Annotated in this window: 18 protein-coding genes; 8 read left to right on the top strand and 10 right to left on the bottom strand. The window is 67.4% G+C overall.

Translation table 11 applies throughout. The features are described 5' to 3' along the window. The first annotated feature begins 130 nt into the window (after positions 1-130). From AC07WS_RS20600 to AC07WS_RS20580, 5 genes are read left to right on the top strand one after another with little or no spacing between them, the layout of a single operon-like run. Entirely contained in the window at positions 131-1,354 is a 1,224-nt protein-coding gene (locus AC07WS_RS20600; protein ID WP_494730882.1) for a cytochrome-c peroxidase, read from the top strand. A gap of 15 nt (positions 1,355-1,369) precedes the next feature. Beyond that, positions 1,370-2,692: a putative porin gene (locus AC07WS_RS20595; RefSeq protein ID WP_494730881.1), complete on the top strand. Its 1,323-nt coding sequence runs from the start codon at positions 1,370-1,372 to the stop codon at positions 2,690-2,692. A gap of 1 nt (position 2,693) precedes the next feature. After that, positions 2,694-3,230, top strand: a complete 537-nt coding sequence (locus AC07WS_RS20590; protein WP_494730880.1) for an FMN-binding protein — start codon at positions 2,694-2,696, stop codon at positions 3,228-3,230. Continuing rightward, the gene (locus AC07WS_RS20585; protein ID WP_494730879.1) at positions 3,227-4,051 is read left to right on the top strand and encodes an FAD:protein FMN transferase; all 825 of its coding nucleotides are present in this window, start codon (positions 3,227-3,229) and stop codon (positions 4,049-4,051) included. The genes AC07WS_RS20590 and AC07WS_RS20585 overlap by 4 nt, the downstream gene beginning before the upstream one ends. A gap of 3 nt (positions 4,052-4,054) precedes the next feature. Continuing rightward, positions 4,055-4,519: a DUF4405 domain-containing protein gene (locus tag AC07WS_RS20580; protein ID WP_494730878.1), complete on the top strand. Its 465-nt coding sequence runs from the start codon at positions 4,055-4,057 to the stop codon at positions 4,517-4,519. Between the two features lie 13 nt (positions 4,520-4,532). Here the strand turns inward: AC07WS_RS20580 and AC07WS_RS20575 are convergent, their stop codons facing one another. Further along, the gene (locus AC07WS_RS20575; protein ID WP_494730877.1) at positions 4,533-4,937 is read right to left on the bottom strand and encodes a bacteriohemerythrin; all 405 of its coding nucleotides are present in this window, start codon (positions 4,935-4,937) and stop codon (positions 4,533-4,535) included. Between the two features lie 107 nt (positions 4,938-5,044). Next, positions 5,045-7,276, bottom strand: a complete 2,232-nt coding sequence (locus tag AC07WS_RS20570) for a putative bifunctional diguanylate cyclase/phosphodiesterase (RefSeq protein WP_494730876.1) — start codon at positions 7,274-7,276, stop codon at positions 5,045-5,047. A gap of 183 nt (positions 7,277-7,459) precedes the next feature. Between AC07WS_RS20570 and AC07WS_RS20565 the strand changes: the two genes are divergently transcribed. The 3 genes from AC07WS_RS20565 to AC07WS_RS20555 all read left to right on the top strand — a co-directional run bounded on the left by AC07WS_RS20565 (position 7,460) and on the right by AC07WS_RS20555 (position 10,219). Then, positions 7,460-8,668: an acyltransferase family protein gene (locus AC07WS_RS20565; protein WP_494730875.1), complete on the top strand. Its 1,209-nt coding sequence runs from the start codon at positions 7,460-7,462 to the stop codon at positions 8,666-8,668. Between the two features lie 94 nt (positions 8,669-8,762). Further along, positions 8,763-9,389, top strand: a complete 627-nt coding sequence (locus AC07WS_RS20560; protein WP_494730874.1) for a YbhB/YbcL family Raf kinase inhibitor-like protein — start codon at positions 8,763-8,765, stop codon at positions 9,387-9,389. Continuing rightward, complete coding sequence (locus AC07WS_RS20555; protein WP_494730873.1) at positions 9,386-10,219, top strand: AraC family transcriptional regulator; 834 nt, start codon at positions 9,386-9,388, stop codon at positions 10,217-10,219. Before AC07WS_RS20560 ends, AC07WS_RS20555 begins: the two co-directional genes overlap by 4 nt. 12 nt (positions 10,220-10,231) lie before the next feature. Here the strand turns inward: AC07WS_RS20555 and AC07WS_RS20550 are convergent, their stop codons facing one another. The 8 genes from AC07WS_RS20550 to AC07WS_RS20515 all read right to left on the bottom strand — a co-directional run bounded on the left by AC07WS_RS20550 (position 10,232) and on the right by AC07WS_RS20515 (position 17,910). Continuing rightward, positions 10,232-10,618 (bottom strand): VOC family protein, encoded by a 387-nt coding sequence (locus AC07WS_RS20550; protein WP_494730872.1) that lies wholly within the window; start codon positions 10,616-10,618, stop codon positions 10,232-10,234. A gap of 86 nt (positions 10,619-10,704) precedes the next feature. Continuing rightward, a complete protein-coding gene (locus AC07WS_RS20545) occupies positions 10,705-11,730 on the bottom strand; it encodes an FAD:protein FMN transferase (RefSeq protein WP_494730871.1) in 1,026 nt (341 codons plus the stop codon). 44 nt (positions 11,731-11,774) lie between these two features. Further along, positions 11,775-12,101, bottom strand: a complete 327-nt coding sequence (locus AC07WS_RS20540) for a c-type cytochrome (protein ID WP_494730870.1) — start codon at positions 12,099-12,101, stop codon at positions 11,775-11,777. A gap of 88 nt (positions 12,102-12,189) precedes the next feature. After that, positions 12,190-12,708 (bottom strand): nitrous oxide reductase accessory protein NosL, encoded by a 519-nt coding sequence (locus tag AC07WS_RS20535; protein ID WP_494730869.1) that lies wholly within the window; start codon positions 12,706-12,708, stop codon positions 12,190-12,192. Continuing rightward, positions 12,705-13,529 (bottom strand): ABC transporter permease subunit, encoded by an 825-nt coding sequence (locus AC07WS_RS20530; RefSeq protein ID WP_494730868.1) that lies wholly within the window; start codon positions 13,527-13,529, stop codon positions 12,705-12,707. Before AC07WS_RS20530 ends, AC07WS_RS20535 begins: the two co-directional genes overlap by 4 nt. Beyond that, a complete protein-coding gene (locus AC07WS_RS20525; protein WP_494730867.1) occupies positions 13,513-14,466 on the bottom strand; it encodes an ABC transporter ATP-binding protein in 954 nt (317 codons plus the stop codon). The genes AC07WS_RS20530 and AC07WS_RS20525 overlap by 17 nt, the downstream gene beginning before the upstream one ends. Beyond that, the gene (locus AC07WS_RS20520) at positions 14,447-15,688 is read right to left on the bottom strand and encodes a nitrous oxide reductase family maturation protein NosD (RefSeq protein ID WP_494730961.1); all 1,242 of its coding nucleotides are present in this window, start codon (positions 15,686-15,688) and stop codon (positions 14,447-14,449) included. The genes AC07WS_RS20525 and AC07WS_RS20520 overlap by 20 nt, the downstream gene beginning before the upstream one ends. 32 nt (positions 15,689-15,720) lie before the next feature. Continuing rightward, entirely contained in the window at positions 15,721-17,910 is a 2,190-nt protein-coding gene (locus AC07WS_RS20515) for a 4Fe-4S binding protein (protein ID WP_494730866.1), read from the bottom strand. Positions 17,911-17,943 lie beyond the last annotated feature (33 nt).

The following is a 17,943-nucleotide window of genomic DNA, read 5'->3' as shown; positions in this document are numbered from 1 at the left end:
ATGAATAAAATTAATACATATTTACTATCCTGTAGGAAAAATATACCACACCCGCCCTCGATCGATTGGCATAAAACCAAGGCATCGGCGATAATGCGAATTGTTGTCATTCCCATTTACCTAAAAACGCATGCGTACACATTATTCCCGCGCCCTCCTTCTTCCAGCGGCACTGCTGCTGGCCAGCCTGGCGGCGTGCAGCGGCGGCGGCGGCTCCTCCGCCGCCCCGTCTCCGCCACCAACGCCGCCCGTGGTTGACGCAGGCCTCAGCCAGGCCGCCAAACTGGGCGAACTGATTTTCAAAGACCAATCGCTGTCCGCCTCCGGCAAGCAGTCGTGCGCGACCTGCCACAGCCCGGACCACGCCCACGGCCCGACCAACAACCTGTCCGCGCAGCTGGGCGGCGCCAACGGCGACGTGCAGGGCTTCCGCGCCGCGCCGTCGCTGCGCTACCTGAACCAGAACCCGGCCTTCTTCTTCGCCAAGGACGGCACGCCGACCGGCGGCATCGACCGCGACGGCCGCGCGCAAAGCCTGGCGGAACAGGCCGAGCGCCCCTTCCTGGCGCCGCACGAAATGGCCAACGCCAGCAAGCAGGATGTGGTCGACAAGCTGAAGAAAGCCCCGTACGTCGAGCAGTTCCGCGCGCAGTTCGGCGCCGCCATCCTCGACAACGCCGAGCAGGCCTTCAGCCGCATGACCTTCGCGCTGCAACAATACCAGCTGGAGGACACGGAGTTCCATCCCTTCGACTCCAAGTACGACCAGTTCCTGGCCGGTAAAGTGAAGCTGTCCGCCCAGGAGCTGCGCGGCCTGGCGCTGTTCAACGATCCAGGCAAAGGTAATTGCATCGGCTGCCACACCAGCGCGCGCGGGGCCGATGGCGCATCGCCGCTGTTCACCGACTTCACCTTCGATAACCTCGGCGTGCCGCGCAATAAGAAGCTGGCGGCGACCGCCGATCCGGCCTACTTCGACCTGGGCCTGTGCGGCCCCGACCGCACCGACCTGGCCACGCGCACCGACTTGTGCGGCGCCTTCAAGGTGCCGACGCTGCGCAACGTGGCCACGCGCCAGACCTTCTTCCACAACGGCGCCTTCGACAACCTGAAGGACGTGGTGGCGTTCTACGTGCGGCGCGACACCAATCCGGAAGAGTGGTATCCGACCGGCGCCGACGGCGTGGTGCAGAAGTTTAACGACCTGCCGCCGCAGTTCCGCAAGAACGTCAACACCACCGAAGTGCCCTACAACCGCCAGCCCGGCATGGCGCCGGCGCTGTCGCCCAGCGAGATCGACGATGTCGTGACCTTCCTCGGCACGCTGACCGACGGCTACAAATCCAACCCTTAATCGTAGAGAACCGACATGAACAAACACCTGATCGCCACCGCCCTCGCCACCGCCTTCCTCGCCGCGCCTCTCGCCGCCACCGCAGGCGAGGCCGAACTGATGGCCCGCATCGAAAAAATGGCCGCCGAGCTGGAACAGCTGAAGGCCGAACTGAAAGCCAGCGTTAAGAAAACCGAAGCAGTCGAACAACGCCAGCAAGCCATCGCCGCTGCCGCGCCAGCGCCGGTGGCCGCGCCGGTCGGTGCCACGGCGCCGGCAACGGAGACCGCCGTTGCAGCCTCCGCGCCATCCACCATCTTCGGCGCCTACGGCGAAATCAACTACAACCGTCCGACCAAGAACGCCAGCGGCGCGCAGGCCGACGTGCGCCGCGCCGTGATCGGCATCGAGCACCGCTTCGACCAGAAGACCAAGATGGTCGCCGAATTCGAATGGGAGCACGCCGTGGTCTCCGCCGACGACAAGGGCGAGAGCGAAGTCGAACAGCTGTACGTCGAGCGCGAGTTCGGCAACGGCTTGCGCAGCAAGGTCGGTTTGTACCTGATCCCCATGGGCCTGCTGAACACCAACCACGAACCGACCGCCTACTACGGCGTCGAGCGCAACTTCGTCGAGACGGCGATCATCCCGTCGACCTGGCGCGAAGTGGGCGTGAGCCTGTCCGGCGACACCGCCGGCGGCCTGACCTGGGACACCGGCATCACCACCGGCTTCGACCTGGGCAAATGGAACGCCGCCGGCACCGATGGCCGCGAATCGCCTCTGGGCTCCATCCACCAGGAAGGCCAGCAGGCCAAGTCGCGCGACCTGAGCGTGCACGCGGCGCTGAACTGGCGCGGCGTGCCCGGCCTGCTGGTGGGCGGCTCGGTCTTCACCGGCAAGGCCGGCCACAAGGCCGACGGCTTCACCGCCAACGACGCGCGCATCACGATGGTCGACCTGCACACCCGCTACACGCCGGGCCGCTGGGACCTGTCGGCGCTGTACGCGCGCGGCCAGATCAGCAACACCGAGGCGCTCAACGAAACGCTGGTCGGCAATCCGACGCCGGTGCCAAAGAGCTTCGCCGGCTGGTACACCCAGGCCGCGTACCGCCTGATGGAAGTGGGCGACTACACGCTCAGCCCCTTCGTGCGCTACGAGCAGTTCAACACCGCCAAGAGCTACGCCGCCGTGCCGCAGGGCTTGGGCGTGGCCGCCTCGCCCGACGAAAAAGTCACCACCGTCGGCGCCAACCTGAAGGTGGGCGAAGGCGTGGTGCTCAAGGCGGACTACCAGAAGTTCAAGGAGGACAAGTCGCGCGACCGCCTGAACCTGGGCATGGGCTTCTCGTACTGATATGCGCTACCGGCACTGGATCCCCCTGGCGGCATGCGCCGCCGGCGCGCCGGCCTTCGCGGCGCAGTACCTGAACGCGGAACAGGCGCAGAAGCTGATGTTCCCGGAGGCGACCGCGTTCCGCCAGCAGGACGTGGCGCTGTCGCTGCCGCAGATGCAGCAGGTCGAGAAGCTGGCGGGCCTCACCGCGCGTTCGGTCAACTGGCGCGTGGTCGGCGCCTACAGCGGCGACCAGCTGCTGGGCTACATGGTGCTCGACGACGTGATCGGCAAGTTCGAGCTGATCTCGTACGCGGTCGGCCTCAATCCCGACGCCACGGTGCGCCAGATCGAGATCCTCACCTACCGCGAAAGCCACGGCGGCGAAATCCGCCTGCCGGCCTGGCGCCACCAGTTCGTCGGCAAGTCGGCACGCTCGGGCGGGCTGGCGGTGGGCGACGGCATCGCCAACATCAGCGGCGCCACCCTCTCCTGCACCCACCTGACCGACGGCGTGCGGCGCATCGCCGCCGTCGCCCAGGTGGCGCTGAAAAAATGATGCGCCGCGCCCAGCCCTGGCTGGGCACCCTGGTCGACATCACGGCGGACGGCGATCCGCAGGCGGAGTCGCAGGCGATCACGCTGGCCTTCGCCGAGGTCGCGCTGGTGCATCGCCTGATGAGTTTTCACGACGCCGCCAGCGACATCTCGCGCCTGAACCGCGCGGCGCCGGGCGAGCTGCTGGAACTGCATCCGCACACATGGCAGGTGCTGGCGCTGGCGGCGCGCATGACGGAGCTGTCGCAAGGCCTGTTCAACATCGCCTGCGCGCCGCGCCTGGTGGACTGGCAATGCCTGCCGCGCCCCGACGGCGCGGACTGCCCGCCATATCAGCCGGCGTTGACGGTGTTTCACTGCGAGCAGCAAGCGCTGGTGCGCAAGCTGGCGCCGGGATGGGTGGACCTGGGCGGCATCGCCAAGGGCTATGCGGTCGATCTCGCGGTCGAGGCCTTGCGGCGCGCCGGCGTGGACAGCGGCTGCGTCAACGCCGGCGGCGACCTGCGCGCGTTCGGCCAGCGTGACTGGCCGGTCGCCGTGCGCGATCCGCAGGCGCCGCAGCGCACCGCCATGCAAGTGGCATTGCGCGACGAAGCGCTGGCGACGTCGGCGTCCTATTTTTCGGCGCGCCGCCACGACGGCCGGCAAGTGAGCGCGCTGGTGGACGGCCGCAGCGGCGAGCCGCTGGTGACGCCCACCAGCGTGTCGGTGCGGGCGCCGCGCTGCGCCGCCGCCGACGCGCTGACCAAGGTGGTGCTGGCCAGCGGCGACGCCCGGCATCCGGCGCTGGCCGGTTTTCAGGCGGCAGCGTTTATAATCTAGCCGATGCATACTCACCGATCCCGCCCCCACGTCAACCTGCGCGTCGAGCGCTGGCACCGCCGCTGTATCTACGCCAGCTTCGCCGCGCTTCTGCTGAGCGGCGCCGCGTGGCTGCTGGCGCGCTACTTCTTCCGCACGGTCGGACAATTCGGCGAGAGCGTCAATCCGCTGGAGCCATGGTCGATGAAGCTGCATGGCGCAGCGGCGATGGCGATGCTGTTCTTCCTCGGCAGCCTGATGAACGCGCACATCCGCCGCGCGCTCAAGGCCGGGCGCAATCTGCAAACCGGATGGGGCATGATAGGCGCGATGGCGCTGCTGACCGCCAGCGGCTTCGGCCTGTACTATCTGGCGGGCGAGAGCGACCGTCCCGCGTGGTCGGCGATCCATTGGGCCATCGGCCTGGCCGCCGCCCTGCTGTTCGTGCTGCACGTGGTGCTCGGCCGCCGCGCCGCGCACCGGCCCTGATTCCGGCAGGCCGCTAGCCGGCCTTGGCCGCCTCGTCGAGATCGAGGCCGCTCATCTGCAACGCGATCGCCAGCGCCGTGTCGGCCGTGGCCAGATGGGCATGGAACCACGGCAGCACCAACCCGACGGCCGTGCGGCAACTCTTCAGGTCGTTCAAATCCAGTTGGCTCAGCTTGCTCAACACGCGCGCATGCTGCTCGCGGTGGCTGTGCAGCGCGAGATACTCGATCGCCTCCATCAGCGTTTCCTCGTGGCGGAAATCGGCCTCCAGGCAGTCCACCAATTGTTCCAGTCCGGCTGCGAAGTCTTCGTCCCTGCTGTGCATCAGCGTCTTGATCTGCTCCGCCAGCGCCTCGTGCGCCTCGTCGAACAACGGTATGCCCAGCGCCATGTCCGGGCTCCAGCCTTCTTCTTCCATGATTACCCTCTTTGTGGTTCGGGCCGGCGCACGCTGCGCGGCCAAGCATGACTATGGGCGGATGGCGCGGCCAAATCCATGATGCAGATCAAATAAATCCCGCTCGCTCACTGGGTTGCGGTGCGCTCCTCGATGCTGGCGCGCTCGGCCAGCCACAGGCGGAACTGGTCGGCGGGCAGGGGGCGGCCGTACAGATAGCCCTGGTAGCGGTGGCAGCCCAGCTGCTCCAGCAAGGCGGCCTGCTCGGTGGTCTCCACCCCCTCGGCGATGACGTCCAGGCCCAGGCTGAGGGAAATGGCGATGATGGTCAGCACGATGGCCTGGTCGCTGCTGTCGCTGGCCAGGTCGCGCACGAAGGAACGGTCGATCTTCAACTGGCTCAACGGCAGGCGCTTCAGGTATTGCAGCGAGGAGTAGCCGGTGCCGAAATCGTCCAGCGAGAAGCGCACGCCGATGTGGCGCAGCTGCTGCATGATGTTGATGGTGTCCTCGATATTCTCCAGCAGCATGCCCTCGGTCAGCTCCAGCTTCAGGAAGGCCGGGGCGACGCCGTGGCGCCGCAAGGTCTCGCACACCTGGTCGCAGAAGTCGCGCTGATGGAACTGCGCGGCGCTGACGTTGACCGCCATCACCAGATGCTCCATGCCCGGCTCGCCCTGCCAGACGCGCAACTGGGCGCAGGCCGTTTCCATCACCCACTGGCCGATCGGCACGATCAGCCCGGTCTCCTCCGCCACCGGGATGAAGCTGTCCGGCGCCATGTAGCTGTCGTCCGCCAGGCGCCAGCGGATCAGCGCCTCGGCGCCGATGGCCTCGCCCGTCTTGTCGACCTGCACCTGGTAGTACAGCTCGAACTGCTGCTCGCGGATCGCGTGGCGCAGCGCTTCCTCCAGCCGCGCCCGGCTGCTGATGCTGTCCTGCATTTTCTGGTCGAAGAAGCGCATGCCGTTGCGGCCGGACTGCTTGGCCTGGTACATGGCGATGTCGGCCTGCATCAGCAGCTCCTCCGGCTGGGCCGGCCAGCCGTCGTGGAACAGCGTCACGCCCATGCTCGGCGTGCTGTGGCACTGGTGCGCGCCCAGCGTGTAGGGCCGGTTCAGTTCGGCCAGTATCTTCGCCCCCACCGCCTCGGCGTGGGCCACCGCGCCCGGCTCGTCGCGGCCCAGGCCCTCCAGCAGCGCGACAAACTCGTCGCCGCCCAGGCGCGCCACCGTGTCGCCCTGCCGCAGGCAGGCCTGCAGGCGCGTGCCCACCTGCTGCAGCAGCAGGTCGCCGATGTTGTGGCCCAGCGTGTCGTTGAGCGTCTTGAAGTTGTCGAGGTCGATGAACATCAGGGCGCCGTAGCGGTCGTGCAGCTTGCTCGCGTCCAGCACCTGCCGCAGCCGCTCCAGCAGCATGCGGCGGTTGGGCAGGCGGGTCAGCGGATCGTAGAACGCCAGGCTGCGGATGGCGTCGCTGGCGGCCTTGCTCAGAGTGATGTCGCTCAGCGCCGCGACGTAGTTGCTGATGTGGCCGTCGGCGTCGCGCACCGCCGCGATGCTCAGGTGCTCGGGATACACCTCGCCGCTCTTGCGGCGGTTCCAGATCTCGCCCGACCAGCTGCCGCTGTCGGCGATCGCCTGCCACATGTTGCGGTAAAAGTCGGCATCGTGCCGGCCCGAGCTGAGCATGCGCGGCGTGCGCCCCACCGCCTCGCCCATCGTGTAACCGGTGATGCGGGTGAACGCCTGGTTGACCTTGAGGATGACGCCGCGGCTGTCGGTGACCATCAGGCCCTCGGACGATTCGAAGGCGATGGCGGCGATGCGCAGATGGGTGTCGGCCAGGTGGCGCTCGGTGATCTCCTCGTGCACCACCAGCGCGCCCTGCCAGTTATGCGCCATCGGCGACACCGTCATGCAGAACCAGCGCTGCTGGGACGGCGTATGGCAGGGATACTCCATCTGGAACTGACGGCTGCGCCCGGCCAGCACCTCGCGCACGCCGGCCTCGGCCTTGGCGCCGCCGTCGGCCTCCAGGCCCTCGGCGTCGCGGCAGGCGGCCAGGTAGTCGCTGCCGATGTCCGGCGACAGCTTGGGCTGCCCCGGCAGCGGCCGCACCTGCCTGGCATGGCGCCAGGCGGCGTTGATGGCCAGGATGGCGCCGTCCTTGCCCAGCACGGCGATCTGCTCGTGCAGCGCGTCGAACACGGCGCAGGCGGCGTTCAGGCAGCCGCCGTCCGGACCCGGCGCCGCCGGCCGCAACGCGCTCGACAGCTTCCCTTCCGGCGGCAGGCTGGAAAAATCGCAACGCGCGTCCTCCGCGCGGGGCGTGGCTCGTGGTCTCTGGTGGTGGGTCATGACTACGCCTCGGCTCAATCTTGTTTCTGCAAGAATACTAATTCAAATCAACAAAAGATTTGATTCAAATCAATTTTCCACGACTGCATCCGTGGCCGCGTCCACGGCAAGATTGACGGATGGCAATAATAAATTTCGGCCCCGGAGCGTCTTTATCATCTATCATGCGTCCATGATTTTTTATTGCCATTTTCCTACATGAATCCGGTCAGCCCCTTACCCGCCATCGCCGCCATCGTACTGGCGTGGATCACCACCTATGTGCTCGCAAAACACTACGCCGTCGCCGCCGAGCCGGAGCGCATCTCCACCATCGACGGCCTGCGCGGCTATCTGGCGTTTTTCGTGTTCCTGCACCACTCGGTGATCTGGTATTTCTACCTGCATACGGGGCAGTGGAAGTTGCCGCCGTCGAATCTCTACACCCACCTGGGCCAGAGCGGCGTCGCCTTCTTTTTCATGATCACCGGCTTCCTGTTCTTCGCCAAGCTGCTGGGCGGCAGGGACAAGCCCATAGATTGGGGCAAGCTCTACGTTTCCCGCGTGCTGCGCCTCACCCCGCTCTACCTGGTGGCGATCGGGCTGGTGCTGCTGATCGTCGCCGTGCTCACCAAGGGCGTGCTGGCGGAAAGCTATGGCAAGCTGCTGCGCGAAGTGTTCACCTGGTTGAGCTTCACGATCCTGGGCAATCCCAACATCAACGGCGTCGAATCGACCTTCATCATCATTTCCGGCGTGACCTGGTCGCTGCCGTACGAATGGCTGTTCTATTTCTCGCTGCCTTTGCTGGCCTTGCTGGTCAGGGCGCGCGTCTCGGCGTTTTACCTGCTGCTGTCGGTGCTGGCCATCGTCGGCTTCTGCCTGGCCTTCGACAAGATGAACAGCCTGATCATCTTCCCGATCGGCATGGCCAGCGCGGTGCTGGCCCGCTTCGACGGCGTGCGCCGGTTTGCCCGGACCAGGACGGCTTCGCTGATCGCCATCGGCGCCACCTTCGTCGCGGTCAATTTTTTCAACTCCGCGCACGGCATCGTGCCGCTGGGCCTGTTGTCGATCACGTTCGCGCTGATCGCCTGCGGCAACAGCCTGTTCGGCCTGCTCACCAACGCCACCTCGCGCGCGCTGGGCGAGACCGCCTACAGCATTTATCTGCTGCATGGCCTGATCCTGTTTGTCACGTTCAACTTCGTCATCGGCCTGCCGGCGGCCAAGGCCATGTCGGCGTCGATGCACTGGCTGACTATCCTCATCGCGACCCCGGTCGTGGTGGTGGTCAGCCACATCACGTTCCGCTTGATCGAAGCGCCCGCGATGCAGCAGACGGGGCGGGTTACGGCCTGGCTGCGGCGCATGACCGCGCGCACGGCCACCGCCCCAAAGCCGTCAAATTGATTGGAATGGCGCCATTTCTGACTGGATCGGTGCGGTACGGGCGACGCCGGCCCTCTATAATTTCACCATCCAACTTTGAGAAAATGGCCCAACCATGAAACTGACCAGCAACAGCTTCTCCGACCAGCAGCCGATTCCCGGCGAGTTCGCCTTCGCGGTGATCGCCCCCGGCAGCCACATCGCCCTGTCCGGCAATCGCAATCCGCACCTGGCGTGGGACGGGGCGCCGGCCGCCACCCAGTCCTTCGCGCTGATCTGCCACGACCCGGACGTGCCCAGCCGCGGTGACGACGTGAACCAGGAAGGCCGCGAAGTGCCGGCCGGCCTGCCGCGCGTCGACTTCTTCCACTGGCTGCTGCTGGACATTCCGGCCGCCACCCGCGAGATAGCCGCCGGCAGCCACGGCGACGGCGTCACGCCGCACGGCAAGGCGGGACCGGCGGCGCCCGGCGGCATGCGCCATGGCGTCAACGACTACACCAACTGGTTCGCCGGCGACGCTCAGATGAGCGGCAACTACTACGGCTACGACGGTCCCTGCCCGCCGTGGAACGACACGCTGCTGCACCACTACGTCTTCACGCTGTATGCGCTCGACATCCCGTCGCTGCCGCAGGACATGGCGCTGGACGGCCAAAGCGTGCGCAACGCCATCGCCGGCCACGTGCTGGCCGAAGCGAGCCTGACCGGCACCTACACGCTCAATCCCAAGCTGCTGTGAAACGGGACGGCGGCCAGTGGACGCTGCCTTCCGGCATGCCGGTCGCGCGCCGCGGCCTGTGCATGCTGGCGCAACCGAGCCTGCGGGAACCGCAACGCGCGCGTGGTTTTCGTTTCATGGAGGCGACCGTCCTGCTGGTCAAGTCGGGCAGCCTGAGCCTGGACAACGGCGAAACTCCGCTGCTGTTGGAGGGGACATCCACGCTGCTGGCCGTGGCCAAGAACGCCTGCGCGGATCTGCGGAAACTGCCGGGCGGGCCGGAGCAGCGCTTTGCTTCGCAGTTGCTCGCCATCGGGCCGGAAGCGATACAGGAATTCTACAAGCGCTACGAACCGGACGAAGCCGCCACACCGGCGCTGGCCTATTGCAGCCCGGTGCCGCTGGATGACGACCTGGCCGGAACCTTGGACCACTGCGTCCGCGCCATCGGCGACCAAGCCGTCAGCGAACGCGCGATGATGCACCGGCTGGTCGGCCTGCTGCTGGCGCTGGCCGATCGCGGCATCCGCTTTGCGCGGCCCGGCAGCCAGAACGTCGCCGACCTGCTGACCAGCCTGTTGAGCGCAGCACCCGCCCGGCCCTGGACCGCCGCCCTGGCGGGCCGCGAACTGGCGATGAGCGAGGCGACGCTGCGGCGGCGCCTGGCCGCCCAGAACCTGCGCTTCGACGCGCTGCTGCTGGAGGTGCGCATGCATCACGCAATGGCGCTGCTGCAGACAACGGGCTGGAGCATACCGCTGGTCGCCGAGGCCTGCGGCTATCAGGCGCATGCGCGCTTCTCGTCGCGCTTCAGGGAGCGCTACGGTTGCCCGCCCTCCCACGTGCGCTGAAGCGGCGCGTGCTTACTGGCCTTCGGGCGGCTCCCACAGCTCGACCTTGTTGCCGTCCAAATCCAGCACCCAGCCAAACTTGCCGTACTCCGATTCGTCGACCTTGTCCTCGACGCGGCAGCCCTCTTCGCGCAGCGCGGCGAGCAGGCCGTGCAGGTCGGCCACGCGGTAGTTGATCATGAAGCTCGCCGTGCTCGGCGCAAAATAATCCGTGTCGGCCTTGAACGCGTTCCACGCCGTGGTGCCCTTGCCGCCCGGATTGTCCGGGCCGGACCAGTCGAAGGCGGCGCCGCCCCACGGCCCGATATCGAGGCCAAGGTGGACCCGGTACCACTCGGCCAGGGCCTTCGGGTCCGGCGATTTGAAGAACACACCGCCTATGCCGGTGACACGTTTCATTTAGGACTCCTCAAGGTAGGCAAACGGCGCGTCGTGCGCCGTTATTGCCTCATCGATAATACCTTCATGTCGGCGCCCGATCAAGATTATTGGACCGATCCTTCGAGGCGGCTGCGCATCGCCGTCGTCAGCAGCACACGCCGCGAGGTGTCGACCATCATCACCTCGTCCAGCCCCAGGCGGCGCGACATCGCCTCCCAGCCGGCGGGCCCGGTGATGAACAGCGGCTTGGAGTTGCCGTCCGAACGCAGGCCGACGTCGCTGCCGCCCGAGGCGATGATGGTGACCGAGGCCACCAGGTCGATCGGATAGCCGGTGCGCGGATCGATGATGTGCGGACGGCGCTTGCCGTCCTTCATGAAGTAGCGTTCGTAATCGCCGCTGGTGCCGATCGCCTCGTTGTCGTGCAGCGTCACCAGGGCCAGCGTGCCTTTGCCGCGCGGATCGCGGATGCCCACCTGCCACGGACGCGCGCCCGGCTGGCCGAGCGCCAGCACATTGCCGCCGATGTTGACCAGCGCCGCCTCGACATGCTCGGCGCGCAGGATCGCGGCGGCGCGGTCGAGCGCATAACCCTTGGCATAGCCGCCCAGGTCGATCATCACCGCCGGATTGACGCTGGAAATCGTCGTGCCGTCGAAGCGCAGATCGGCCAGGCTGGGCCGCGCATCGACCCAGCGCCGCACCTCCTCGGCCGTCGGCGCGTGGGCGCAGATGTCGCTGCTCTGGAAGCCCCACAGCCGTATCAAATGCCCGATGGCCGGATTGAACAGCTGGTCCGAACTGGCCGACAGCCTGGCAGCCGATTTGAGCAGGCCGACCATTTCCTCATCGCCCTTAAACGGCTCGCCACGCTCTATGCTCGCGTTCAGGCCGGTGAGCATGCTCGGCTCCCACGCGTGCAGCTTGCGGTGGAGCCGGTCGAACTCAGCCAGCACCTTGCCCGCCGCCGCGTCGGCGTGCTGCTTGGAGCCGCCATAGATCGTCACCTCGACCGTGGTGCCGAACACATGGCCCTGGGTTACATAACGCTGTTCCTGCCGCGCACAGCCCGCGGCAAGCCACAGCACGGCCGCCAGCACGGCGGCGCGCCTGACAAAATTCCACAACATGCTAGCCTCCGCTGGCGGGGCGCCGCAGACGGCGCCCCACCGGTTTAGTTACTCTTCGCGATCATGTAATCGACCACAGCCTTGACCTCGTCATCCTTCAAGGCCGGATTGCCGCCGCGTGGCGGCATCATCTTGAAGCCGTTGATGGCGTTGGTGTACAGCGCCGGCTTGCCCTTGGCGACGCGCGGCGTCCACGCGGCCTTGTCGCCGAACTTGGGAGCGCCGAGCACGGCTGCGCCGTGGCAAGCCATGCAGGTCGCCTTGTAGATCTTTTCGCCCTTGGCGCTGTCGGCCGGCGCGCTGGCGGCCGTGGCGGCGGCAGTGGCGCCGCCGATCAGCAGCGCTGCGAAGATATGGATTGCTTTCATCATTAAACCTCTTTGTTGCGGGTGGTTGAACCAGCGCGGCATGCCGCGCTGACGTAAATCCCGGCCGACACCGGCCGGATTCGGGTGGCCGTCATTGCGCCATGTCTGCATGCGGGGCGGCGGCGTGCGACGAGCCCAGCATCGACACGCGGAGGTCGGCGAAGCGCAGCACCTGGCCGCCGTCGCGCTTGGCGAACGAGGCCGCGTCGGTCTGCCGCGCGAACGGCACGATGGTCGGCCCCATCGAGCCACGGGCGCGGCTGCCGACCACGTACATCGCGTCGCGCGCGGCGATCCAGTGGCCTTGCGGGTGCTGCCAGTCGGCCGCGCCCATGTCCTGCACGTACTGCGCGTTGGCGCTGCGATGCTGCTCCGGCGCCAGCATCGCGCCCAGCAGCTCCATCACGTCGCAGAAATAATCGGTCTTGCCATCGGCATAGCGGATCTGGCCCTTGGCGCCGGCGTAGTCCTGCAACAACATGCCATCCAGCGCGCAGGCGGTGTCGGCGCCCGGTTCCTGCGCCTGCGGCAAGGGGGCGATCTGGCCGCATCCTGCAAGCGCGGCGGCGACCAGCCAGAGGCGCCAGCGCGGGCGACGGGTAAGCTTCATCGAAATCTCCTGTAAGCAAAATAAAACGGCATGACGATCCAGCCCAGCATCACCGCCAGCAACACCGCCGGCTGGGTCCAGGCGGGCGGCATGACGGTGGCCAGGCCGTACATACCCTGCGCCTGGTCCGAGCTGAAGACGTTCAGCAGCCGGAACACATCGGCCGGGTTGAGCATCAGCAGCGCAGCGAAGGCCCCGCTGCTCAAGCCGCCCTGGCTCAACACCAGCGCGCCCATCAGCAGCAAGTCGAACACCAGCACAAAGAAGAACCACAGGGCCAGCGCGGCGCCGCTGGCGCGCACGCGGTCGCTGGCGATGACCGAGACCAGCACGGCGATGCTCAGGAAGGCCATCCCCATCAGCACCGCGCTGGCGACGAACAGCGCGTAGCGTTCGCCCTCGGCCACGGTCAGCCCGGACGACAGCGGCAGCAGGCCGACGCCGAAACCGAGCGCGGTGGCCGTGGTCAGCGCCGCGGCCAGGCCGAGGTATTTGCCGCACAGGACTTCGAGCCGGCTGATCGGCATCGACAGCAGCAGCTCCAGCGCCCCGCGCTCGCGCTCGCCGACGATGGCGTCGTAGCCCAGCAGCAGCGCGATCAGCGGCACCAGGTAGATGACCAGGCTGGCCAGGCTGGCAATGGTCGCCTCGACGCCGTGGAAGCCCACCTGCCCCTGCTGGACCGCGCCGAAATACGCGATCGCCAGCGCGAACACGGCGAACACCACCGCCACCGCCAGCACCCAGCGGTTACGCAAACGGTCGCGCCACTCCTTGGCGGCGATGATGCCCACCTGGCGCCATTCAATGGGAGCTGGCATATGCGCCTCCATAACCGAGGAACACTTGTTCCAGCGTGGGCTCGTGCAGCGCGATGTCGCGCGCGTGCGGCAGCAGCGCGGCCAGCACCGCCAGCTTGTCGGCGGCGGCGCAGCGCACCTCGAAGCGCGTGCCCTCCTGCTCCAGCGTCGGCGCGCCGGACGGGTCGCCCGGCACCGTGGCCAGCGCGGCCAGCGCCGCCGTCTGGGCCGCTTCCGGCACGGTCGCCACCACGCCCAGGCGCAGCGCCATGCCGTTGCGCAGCTGCGCCAGCGTGCCCTGCGCGGCGATGCGGCCGCCGTGCATGATCACCAGCCGGTCCACCCGGTCCTGGATCTCGGCCAGGATGTGCGAGGTGATGACGATGGTCGCGCCGCGCGCCCGCACCGCACGCAGGATGGCGTAGAAGTCGGCGATGCCTTGCGGGTCGAGGCCGTTGGTCGGCTCGTCGAGGAAGATCAGGTCCGGGTCGCCCAGCAGCGCTTGCGCCAGGCCCAGCCGTTGCCGCATGCCCTTGGAATAGCCATGCACCGGACGGTCGGCTGCGGCCGACAGGCCGACCTGCTCCAGCAACGCCGGGCAGGCGCCGCGCGCCACCCGCTTCAGGTCGGCGAACAGGTGCAGCACTTCCCTGCCGCTGAGGTTGTCGTAGGTGACGAAATTCTCCGGCAGGTAGCCGATCCGCCGCCGCGCCTGGCGGAACGCCGGCGCGCCGGTGGGCTGGCCGAGCACATGCAGCGTGCCGCTGCTGGGCGCGATCAGCCCGAGCATCAGCTTGAACAGCGTGCTCTTGCCGGCGCCGTTGTGGCCGATGAGGCCGAACATTTCGCCGCGCGCGATGTCGAGCGTGACGTCATGCAGCGCGGTCACCGCGCCGAAGCGCTGGCCGACGCCGGCCAGCGACACGGCGGGGCCAGATTCAATGTGGGTAGATGTCATGCCATTTTTTCCAATCGTGGGAGGCGGGCCGCATGCGCGGATGCTGGTCGACCACGCTCGGCGCCCGCAGCAGCGGGAACTGGCGCGCGACGAAGCGCAGCGTCTGCAGCGCGGGACTGGCGCTGAGCAGTTTCATCAGCGGGTACTGCCAGCTGAGGCGGTCGACCACGTCGTTGGCCTCGTACGGCAGGTCGCCGATGCCGTCGGCGTTCTGGTCCCAGCCGCCGTAGTTGCTCCAGTAGTTGCCGCCGCTGCGGCCCCACTGCACATCCTGCGCGGCCACGAAGCGCACCTGCTCCTCGTTGCCGATGAAGTCGTTGTCGTCGACCTTGTTGTTGGACGAGCCGGCCGACAGGTGCACGCCGGTGCGGTTGTTGATCACCAGGTTGCGGCGCACGATGTTGTACTCGGCGTCGTAGATGAAGAAGCCGCGGTCGTTGCCGGCCACCACGTTGTCCTCGATCACCGAGTCCTGGATGGTGCGCAGCATGATGCCGTGGTCGGCGTTGCCCCAGGCGACGTTGTGGCGCACGATCAGGTCGCGCACCTCCATCAGCGCCAGGCCGGCGCGGTTCTGGTAGACCTCGTTGCCTTCCCAGGTGCTGTGGTTGGTGTTCATGTAGTGCGTGCCGTAGCGCACGTGGTGGATGCGGTTGCCGCGAAACAGCGCGTCGCGCGAGACGTCCACGTAGATGCCGTCGCGCGTGTAGCTGATCTGGTTGCCGATGACCTGCGCGCCGCGCGTGTCGTACACCTGGATGCCGTTGCCGCGCGCGGCCGATTGCAGGTCGCTGCGGCCGGTGACCACATTGCGCAGCAGTTGCGCGTCGTCCGAGCGTTCCAGCCAGATGCCGAACAGGTCGGCGACCAGCTCGCAGTCGGCGACGGTCAGGCGGTGGCTGCCCGGCAGTACGTAGATGCCAGCGTTCTGCGCCGTCAGGTCGATGCCGCTGTCGCGCACCACCAGCCCGGCCAGCGTGACGCCGGGCGCGCTGACGCGGATCACGTCGCCGCTGCCGGCGCCGCTGATGACGGGACGGCCGACGCCCTGCAGCGTCAGCGGCTTGTCGATGCGCAGGTGTTCGACGTAGCGGCCCGCTTCCACTCGCACCGTGTCGCCGGAACGGGCCTGGGCGATGGCCGCCGCGATCGACTCGCCGGCGCGCACCCGCAGCACGGCCGCGTCCGCGCCCACGCACAGCGCCAGGCCGGCCGCCAGCATCAGCCCGAGCAACGGCCGCCTTCGCCCGGTGTTCACGGCTGCTCCTTGCCGGAGGCCGAGACATCGCGCAAGGTGCCGCGCAAGCTTTCGAGCGAGACGAAATAGCCGTCCGCGCCGATGCGAGTCAGCGCCTGGCCCTTGGCCGTGCGCTGCTTGCGTTCCTTGACCAGCGGCGGACAGGCGTGGTCGTCGTAGTACATGACCATGCAGTCCAGGCACAGCATGCACTCGGTCTGGTCGATGCGGCCCTTGGCGTCGATCGCGTGCGAGCCGCAGCCGGCGGCGCAGGCGTGGCAGGTCTCGCATTCGGATTTGCGCTTCAGGCCGAACATCCTGAAGCGGCCTGGCAGCGCAAGCCCTGCGCCCAGCGGGCACAGGTACTTGCAATACGGCCGCTCGCTGAACATCGACAGGCCGACGATGCCGCCGATGAAGATCCAGAACGGCCAGCTGCGGTTCCACACGCCGACCAGGAAGGTAGTCTTGAACGGTTCGATCTCGGCCAGGCGCTCGGCCGTCTCCATCGACCACAGCGACACCGCCAGCAGGCCGAAGAAGATCATATACTTGACCCACTTGAGGCGGTCATGCAGGCGCTTGGGCAGCAGCCCCTGCCAACGCTTGAGCCCGATCACACTGCCCAGCTTGAGCGCCAGGTGCTGCAGCGAGCCGAACGGGCACAGCCAGCCGCAGAACAGGCCGCGTCCCCACACCAGCACGGTGATGATCATGAACCACCAGAACAGGAAGATGAACGGATCGGACAGGAACAGCTCCCACTTCCACTGGTGCAGCAGCGAATGCACCCAGGTCATCACCTGCGTCACGCTGGGCTGCGCCTTCAGGTAGAAGCCGACGAAGCCGACGCTGAACATCCACAGCACCAGGCGCGGCCGGCTGATCCACGGCTTGTGGCGGCGGGTGGAGGCGCGCACCAGGCGGTCGCGTATCGCGTACAGCACGGCGGTGACGGCGAGCAACGCCACGAACAGCGCGAGCTGCGGCACGCGGCCCAGCCAGATCGCCTGCCACGCGGGACGCGCCACCACCACCTCGGGATGGCCGCCTTCGAGGTAGCGCGCCGGCAGCCAGTACTGCTGGTCGAAGCGCGCGAAGGTCTTGACGCCGGCGGCGTCGCGCTTGTTGGCCAGCACGCCCAGCGTCCACGGCCAGGCCGGGTTGAAGCCCGGTGAGCGCACGATGAAGATCGCCGATTCCGTGAACGCCGGCACGTCGGCCGGCTGCAGGTGGTACAGGTTCAGGTAGTCGGTGTCGCGGAAGGTGAAGGTCTGCGCCTCCTGGCGCACCTGGATGCGGTCGTAGATGCCGCCGCGCACGAAGCCCGAGCCCTTGAACGAGGTCTGGCCCTCGCCGATGATGAAGATGGCGTGCTCGTCCGGCCCCAGCGTTTGCATCAGGCGCTTGTAGGCGCCCTCGCCCAGCAGGCTGTTGCCGATGCTGGGGGTGTTCAGGTAGCCGAAATACAGGTCCAGGTAGGGGCCGGCCGCAGGGTCGACGCCCACGTCGGCAGCCGGTATCAGCAAGTGCGAGATGGCGCCCTCGTCGGCCAGCTTGCGCCAGTTCAGGCGCTCGTCGATCGGCGTGAAGTGCGCCGGCGGCCGCGCCGCCGTGGTGAAGATGCCGACCTGGCGGCCGATCTCGTAGGCGCTGCGCGAGATCACCTGGTTTTCGGCGATCGCCGTGACGGTGGCGCCGCTGATGGCGTCCAGGCCGGCGCTGCCGTCGCCGCCACGGCCGATCTCCAGCTTGGCGTCGCCGTGCCGGCCCACGTATTGATGGATGAAATCGAGCAGAGCGGATTCGGGGATGCCGGCCAGCAGGATGGGCTCGGAATGCTTGAGCACGCGCACGCCGGTGATGATGCCGTGCACGTCCATGCCTATCAGCGTGACCACGGGCTTGCCGGAATAGGCGGGAATATCGACCACGTCGGTCGACAGGAAGACATAGCCGATCAGCTGCTCAGCGCTGCCGGGCTTGGTGCGGAAGGCTTGCACATATTGCGGCGATCCCATGCGTTGCGAGTAGCGGGTCGCCTCGGGCATGACGTCGCCGCAGGCGACATGGGCGCACAGGTCGGGGCCATGCATCAGGCCTGGCGACAATTCGGCGTCGTAGACGGCCGCGCCGGCGGGCGCGCCGCACAACAAGGCGGCGAACAGGGCCAGCAGGATGCGACTAAGGGAGGTCGTGGAAATCATAGTCTCAGGAGGCCGCGCCGCGCGCAACGGCGC

The organism is Duganella sp. GW821-FHT01E12 (assembly GCF_059422325.1).
The sequence above is the reverse complement of the archived record's forward strand: the minus strand, read 5'-3'. Positions and strand labels throughout refer to the sequence as shown.